This window comes from Novosphingobium aquimarinum (assembly GCF_009746585.1).
Classification (GTDB): domain Bacteria; phylum Pseudomonadota; class Alphaproteobacteria; order Sphingomonadales; family Sphingomonadaceae; genus Novosphingobium; species Novosphingobium aquimarinum.
Genome location: NZ_WRPO01000030.1, coordinates 32,942 through 39,816 on the forward strand (window position 1 = coordinate 32,942; position 6,875 = coordinate 39,816).

Genomic DNA, 6,875 nt, shown 5'->3' on the forward strand with positions numbered 1-6,875 from the left:
CCTTCATGCTATCGCGGCGTTACCGAGGTAACGACGCTGCCTTCGGTTCCAGTACGAAATTTAAAGGCTATTCCCTCACCGACACTGACCTGTTCGAGGATTTGCGCGTCGGCTTCGAATGCCATGGTCATCGCGGGCCACCCGATACTTTCGACCGGACCATGCTCGATGGTCACAGTGCCCGCCTCGGAATCGATGGCTGTAACCGTTCCCTCCGCGCTGGCGCTCTGCTCGCCGCCGGTCTCCTCCGCCATCGGCATTTCGCCTGACATGGGCATGCTGTCCGAGTTCGCCATGTCGTCTGACATCATGGTCTCTGAGCTGTCGTCTGCAGCGTCGCAGGCTGCAAGCGCCAGCGGTGCCGCGAGCAGGATCATATAGGTTGGGGTACGCATTCTTCTTCTCCTTGAGGGTTGGCCGGTTTTTCCGGACGGGGGCGCCGCAACAACAGATAGGCGGCGGGAAGCAGGAACATGGACAGGAGCGGCGCGGTAATCATACCGCCGATCATCGGTGCCGCGATCCGGCTCATCACCTCCGAGCCAGCTCCGGTACCGATCAAGATCGGGAACAGACCCGCAAGGATCACCGCTACGGTCATCGCCTTGGGTCGGACACGCAAGAGCGCCCCTTCGCGGATCGCCTGATCCACTTCCTCGGCGCTCAAATCGCCACTTCGTTTCTCGAGGGCTGCCTTGAGATAGATCAGCATGATCACGCCGAACTCGGCCGATACACCTGCCAGGGCAATGAATCCGACGGCAGTTGCGACCGACTGGTTGTAGCCCATCAGATAGAGGAGCCAGTAGCCGCCTGACAGGGCGAATGGCAGCGTACCCATGATAAGCATTGCCTCGTCCCACCTTCTGAAGATCAGATAGAGCAGCAGGAAAATGATGACGAGCGTGGCGGGTACGACGATCTGCAGCCGTTCGTAGGCGCGGGTAAGGTACTCGAACTGACCCGCGTAGGACAGGCTGACGCCCGCCGGAAGATTGACGCTTGCGGCGACCGCTTCTTGGAGGTCGGCAACCACCGATGTAAGATCGCGGTCGCGCACATCCACATAGATGTAGCTGGTCAATCGTCCCTGTTCGCTCTTGAGCATGGGGGGGCCATCGCTGACGCCGATCCGTGCGACCGTGCCGAGCGTAATCTGTTGTCCCGACGGCGTCAGGAGGGGCAAGGTTCGCAATTCGTCCACGCTGTCGCGAATTTCACGGGGGTAGCGCACATTGATCGGATAGCGCGCCAGACCTTCAACAGTCCGCGCGACATTGGCCCCACCAATAGCGCCCGAGACGATCTGCTGGATATCGGAGATGTTGAGGCCGTATCTCGCCGCTGCGGCGCGATCGATGTCGACATCGACGTAGCGCCCGCCGGAAAGCCTCTCGGCCAGAGCCGAACTGACGCCGGGAATCGTCTTTGCCACACCCTCGACCTCGAGCGCCACCCGTTCGATCTCTGCAAGATCCTCGCCCGAAACCTTGACCCCGATCGGGCTCTTGATCCCGGTCGCCAGCATATCGATGCGGTTACGGATAGGGGGTACCCAGACATTGGCGAGACCGGGCACTTGAACGACCCGGTCGAGCTCTTCGATCAGCGCATCAGTCGTCATGGCTTCGCGCCATTCCTCCCGCGGCCGGAACCGGATCGTGGTCTCGAACATGGTGAGCGGAGCCGGGTCGGTAGCCGTATCTGCACGGCCGGCCTTGCCGAAGACTGTTTCGACTTCCGGTACCGATTTGATGAGGCGGTCGGTGCGCTGCAGCAGCGCCGAGGCCTCGCCTGGCGATAGACCGGGAAGGGCGCTCGGCATGTAGAGCAGATCGCCCTCGTCGAGCGGCGGGAGAAACTCTCCGCCGAGCTGCGAGAAGGGGATCAGCGTGGTGAGGAAGATCGCGCCTGCAACCGCGAGCGTGGCTTTTGGCCAGCGCATCACCCAATTAAGGCCCGGTCGGTAAATCCTGGTCAGCCAGCGATTGAGGAAATTGGAGTCTTCTGACGGTATCTTACCCCTGATCAGCCAGCCCATCATCACCGGAACCAGTGTAACCGACAGCAGCGCAGCCGCCGCCATGGCATAGGTCTTGGTGAAGGCAAGCGGTGCAAACAACCGGCCTTCCTGGGCTTGTAGGGTAAACACGGGCAGGAACGACAAGGTTATGATCAGAAGGCTGAAGAACAGCGCCGGTCCCACTTCCTTCGATGCATCGGCGATGATCCGCCAGCGTTCCTTGACCGAAAGCACCGTGTCGGGATTTTCATGCTCCCATCGCTCGAGATGCTTGTGCGCATTTTCGATCATCACAACGGCTGCATCGACCATGGCGCCGACCGCGATAGCGATCCCGCCCAGCGACATGATATTGGCATTCACCCCCTGGAAACGCATCACGATGAACGCCGCGAGCACGCCCAAAGGCAGGGTGATGATGGCGACAAGTGCCGAACGTGCGTGCCAGAGGAACAGCGCGCATACGATCGCGACGACGATGAACTCCTCGATCAGCTTGGTCGTCAAATTCTCCACCGAGGCGTCGATAAGCTGCGATCGGTCGTAGGTGGTGACGATCTCGACGCCCTCGGGAAGGCTCGCCTGCAATTCGTCCAGCTTTTCCTCGACCGCCTGGATTGCGCTGCGAGCGTCCGCGCCCTGTCTGAGAACGATGATGCCGCCGGCGACCTCTCCTTCGCCGTTGAGCTCGGCAATGCCGCGGCGCAGCTCCGGCCCGACCTGGATTGTGGCGACATCGCCAAGGGTAACCGGAACCCCGCCAGTTGCAGTCCTGAGGGGAATCTCGCGGAAATCGTCCAGCGTCGTCAGATAGCCCGACGCGCGTACCATGTATTCGGCCTCACCCATCTCGACGATCGAACCGCCGGCCTCCTGGTTGGACGACTGGATGGCGTTTACGATCTCGGCATGCGTGACGCCGAACGATGCCATCCGGTAAGGTTCGAGCACGATCTGGTATTGTTTCACCATACCGCCGACACTCGCGACTTCGGCAATGCCGGGGATCGTCTTGAGCTCGTAGCGCAGAAACCAGTCCTGCAGGCTGCGCAGCCCGGCAAGGTCATGACCGCCCGTGCGATCGACAAGCGCATATTCGTAAATCCACCCCACGCCCGTCGCATCCGGACCGAGCGTGCTCGTAACACCCTCGGGCAGGCGGTTCTGCACCTGATTGAGATATTCGAGCACCCGCGACCGTGCCCAGTAAAGGTCGGTACCGTCCTCGAAAATGATATAAACGTAGCTGTCGCCGAACATCGAGTAGCCGCGTACGGTCTTCGCTCCCGGCACCGACAGCATGGTCGTGGCCATCGGGTAGGTCACCTGGTCCTCGACAATCCGGGGCGCCTGGCCCGGATAGTTGGATCGGACGACAACCTGGACATCGGACAGATCGGGCAAAGCATCGACCGGAGTTGTGCGGACGGCCCAGAACCCGCCAAGGGTCACAGCTATGGCGGCGAGGACGATGAAAAGCCGATTGGCGATCGAGGCATCGATAATGCGCGCGATCATTGCCCGGCACTCCTGATGGTCTCGATACGGGGGCCGGCGTCCTGCTGGGTGAAGGTAAAGCGCACTCTATCGCCTTCCTCGAACCCGCTGATCTGCGCTGCATTCTTCGTGCGGAAACTCATCGTCATGGCGGGCCAGTCTAGCCGCGGGACAGGTCCGTGCCGCAGCGTGACGGAGCCATCGGCAATCTTCTCGATCGTCCCCATTGCGCTGAATGTCACTGGTTGGTCTTCACCGTCCCGGTTCGGACCTGCCTCATCGATCGCACGAACATCAAGTCCTGCCAGGCTTGCCTCGGAATCGAGCAGGAACTGGCCCGAGGTCACGACCTCTTCGCCTTGCGAAAGGCCGGCCAGCACTTCGGTCCTGCCTCCCGCCTCACGGCCGATCCGGACTTCGGCAGGCATGAAGCCGCCCTCGTCCTGCTTGATCATGACGATGGTGCGGCGCCCGGTCCGGATCACCGCTTCGGAAGGAACCAGCAGAGCGCGCCGGGTGTCGGGGGTCAGCGAGACCTGCGCGAACATGCCCGGCTTGAGCCGTCCGGAAGGATTGGGCAATTGTGCGCGGACGGTGATTGTCCGGCTGGCATCCTGTGCGCTCGGCAAGATCGCGATGATCGGTCCGGAAAATCTCTCATCGGGAAACGCGGTCAGGGTTGCACTGACAGGTTGGCCGACCCGGATATTCGCTGCTTGTGTTTCGGGCACCGATGCCTCGAGCCAGATCGGCGAGAATCCGGTTATTTCCGCCAGGGTCTGGCCTGCCATCACGGTCATGCCGGGTCGCACGCCGAGCATGGTGATGGCCCCGCCGGTCGGCGCGGTGACCGTGATCGTCGCCTGCGCGCGGCCGGTCCGGCCCACCGATGAAATTTGCCCATTCGACATGCCGAGCAGCCGCATCCGCTCGCGCATGGCCTGTGCAAGCTGTTCATCGCCGCTGTTCAGGACGGCCAGATATTCCTGCTGCGCTCCTCCCCATTCGGGTACGAGAATATCGGCCAGCGGCGCGCCTCGGCTCACCACATCGTCTGGAGCACGCCCATAGGTTCGTTGTACAAAGCCGCCAGCCCTTGGCTGGACAATTGCAACGTCCCGCCCATTGTAAGCGAGAACACCGGTAACGGACACGTCCGGCTCAAGTACGCCGTATTCGGCCTCGGCGGTGCGGATGCCGAAGTTCTGGACAAGCCCCGCGTCGATCTGAACCCCGGAGGTGGCCTCCTCGCCAGCGCATTTGGGAACAAGTTCCATATCCATGAACGGCGATTTTCCAGGCTCGTCGAAACGCTGTCCCGGCACCATCGGATCGTACCAGTAAAGCACGTCCTCACATTCGGCGCTGGATGATCCCCCGTTGCCATTTGCCTGACTTCCGCTCTCACCCCGCTGCGATAACCCGTATCCTGCGGTGACGCTGATCAGGGCGACCGTTGCCGCCATCGTCCAGGATTTCTGGCGCGGCGACAGTTTGTCCCACGCGGCTCCCATTTTGGCTCTCATGGCTGGAACTCCGTATAGGTCAGTCGCAAGGTCGTCGCGGCTTCAACTGTCGCCTCCTCACGCTCAAGGATCTCGATTTGTAGGAGCGCCAGCGCCTTGATCGCTTCGATGACGTCCAGCAGTTCGGCGCGGTTTGCCGCGAAGCTGGCCCTTTCGAGATCAGCCCGGCTTTGGGCGAGGGGTAGCAACTCCTCCGTGGCTCGCTGCCACTGGCGGTATGCGCTGCGCCAAGCGGCAAGGTCGGCCTCGAATTGCGCTTGCAGTTCGCGCAAGCGATCAAGCTGAATTGCTTGCGCTGCGCTTGCTTCGGCTTCAGCAGCGGCAATCCTCGGGTTCTGCCGCCTGCCCGCAAAGATGGGGAGCGTAATCGAGCCCATGACCGAGACGACATCACCGAACATCGGATCGCGCCTGCCATAGCTGACATTGATGCCGAAATCGGGCCGCTTCTCCGACCGGGCAAGATCGATCCTCGCATCTGCCTGTCGAACCTGTGCGATAGCGAGAATGATATCGGGATTAAGCTCTAGGGTCGCCCGGAGTCGCTCGGCATCGACATCCGCCGCGGGGATAGCCCCGGTGGCAACTGCGCCTTGCACAGCAGCATATCGCGCCAACATGGCCCGTGCCGCGTCAAGGTCGCCTTCTAGGCGGGTCCGCATGTCCTCGACTTCCAGTACCGCACGGCGAATTTCGAGGCTCTCAGCCGGCCTGGCCGATCCCGCCGCAACGGCGCTCCGCGCCAAGGGCACCAGCCTTTCGATCTGCCTAAGTGCCTCATCGATAACATTCAGAGCCTGTTGGGTGTACGCGAGCGAAATCCAGGCCTCGCCTGCTCCAAGCCGAGCCGTGAGCTGCGCGCGGGTCAACTGCGCGGAAGCCAGATCTATATCGGCCACTGCCATGCGCGCTCTCGCATGGCGCTCCGCGAGATTGGGTATGTCCTGCTCCACACCGACCTGGATCTGGGTGGGCAGCTGCCGGTCGATCTCGAAGGCTGCCGGGCCTGCCACCGGAAGGTTCTGAATCCCAGCGCGGAGGCGAGGATCTGGTAGTTCGTCAGCTGCATCAGCGACGCTGCGACGTGCCTCGAGCTGCAACTCCCGCGCTCGCACCTGCGGCTGTTCGCTAACGGCCGCTCTCAATGCCTCCTCGTAGCCGATTGACTGCGCGTAACTAGCTGGCGCCAAAGCCAGCAGGACCGGAAATGCGGTCCAGCAAATTTTCTGCATGATTTCTAGATTCCGCTAGAGCGCGCGATATAAGCGCGGACGGAACAAACGACCATCGCTAGGCGCGACGGAAAATTCGTTCAGCTTCAGTATGCAGGGCAGTCCCTGGCAATACTCAGAATTGCTCTTGCGGGGGCGGCGGCTCGGGTCCTTGTTCAACGAGAGCCAAAGAATATGCGGCAAATGGGGTGAACAACGAACGCACAGCAATTTTCGTACGTTCGCCTGATGGGGCTGTGATCATGGCCAGTGGAGCGATACAACCGAGGGCCACAAGGCAATCCAGGCGAAGATTTTTGCACGGTCCGGGTTGGTCTTCCGAAGCGGTCGTAGCACCAGTCTCCATGCGCATCTCGTTACACGCCGCCTCGCTTCCCGCCGGTGCTTGCGGCACCGCCGAGGCATGAGCGGCCGACTGGACAAAGAGTCCGCAAGCAATCAGAAAAATTCCAAGAGAGCGCAGTAACTGCATCATCTAGGCTTCGTGGACAAAGCTTGACGGGGGACTCGGTCGCTGATTCAAGGCTGGCTTTTGGAGGCGGCCTTGGGCGAGCGGATCGGCGTTACAGACGAGGAATGGGGAGTGATCGGGCCGCT

The 6,875-nt window shown here is 61.5% G+C and carries 4 protein-coding genes; all 4 read right to left on the minus strand.

Going from position 1 to position 6,875, the window contains the following annotated elements; all coding sequences use genetic code 11:
• Nucleotides 1–8: 8 nt before the first annotated feature.
• From GQO94_RS19270 to GQO94_RS19285, 4 genes are read right to left on the minus strand one after another with little or no spacing between them, the layout of a single operon-like run.
• Nucleotides 9–395, minus strand: a complete 387-nt coding sequence (locus GQO94_RS19270; RefSeq protein ID WP_224801918.1) for a copper-binding protein — start codon at nucleotides 393–395, stop codon at nucleotides 9–11.
• Nucleotides 374–3,541: an efflux RND transporter permease subunit gene (locus tag GQO94_RS19275; RefSeq protein ID WP_156843025.1), complete on the minus strand. Its 3,168-nt coding sequence runs from the start codon at nucleotides 3,539–3,541 to the stop codon at nucleotides 374–376. The genes GQO94_RS19270 and GQO94_RS19275 overlap by 22 nt, the downstream gene beginning before the upstream one ends.
• Entirely contained in the window at nucleotides 3,538–5,034 is a 1,497-nt protein-coding gene (locus tag GQO94_RS19280) for an efflux RND transporter periplasmic adaptor subunit (RefSeq protein ID WP_119511744.1), read from the minus strand. The genes GQO94_RS19275 and GQO94_RS19280 overlap by 4 nt, the downstream gene beginning before the upstream one ends.
• Before the next feature lie 8 nt (nucleotides 5,035–5,042).
• Entirely contained in the window at nucleotides 5,043–6,278 is a 1,236-nt protein-coding gene (locus tag GQO94_RS19285) for a TolC family protein (RefSeq protein WP_119511743.1), read from the minus strand.
• Between the last annotated feature and the right edge of the window lie 597 nt (nucleotides 6,279–6,875).

What these genes read in the sequence shown, in the direction of transcription:
- GQO94_RS19280 (WP_119511744.1), bottom strand. Translation starts at nt 5,034, where the DNA reads ATGGGAGCCGCGTGGGACAAACTGTCGCCGCGCCAGAAATCCTGGACG.
- GQO94_RS19275 (WP_156843025.1), bottom strand. Translation starts at nt 3,541, where the DNA reads ATGATCGCGCGCATTATCGATGCCTCGATCGCCAATCGGCTTTTCATC.
- GQO94_RS19270 (WP_224801918.1), bottom strand. Translation starts at nt 395, where the DNA reads ATGCGTACCCCAACCTATATGATCCTGCTCGCGGCACCGCTGGCGCTT.
- GQO94_RS19285 (WP_119511743.1), bottom strand. Translation starts at nt 6,278, where the DNA reads ATGCAGAAAATTTGCTGGACCGCATTTCCGGTCCTGCTGGCTTTGGCG.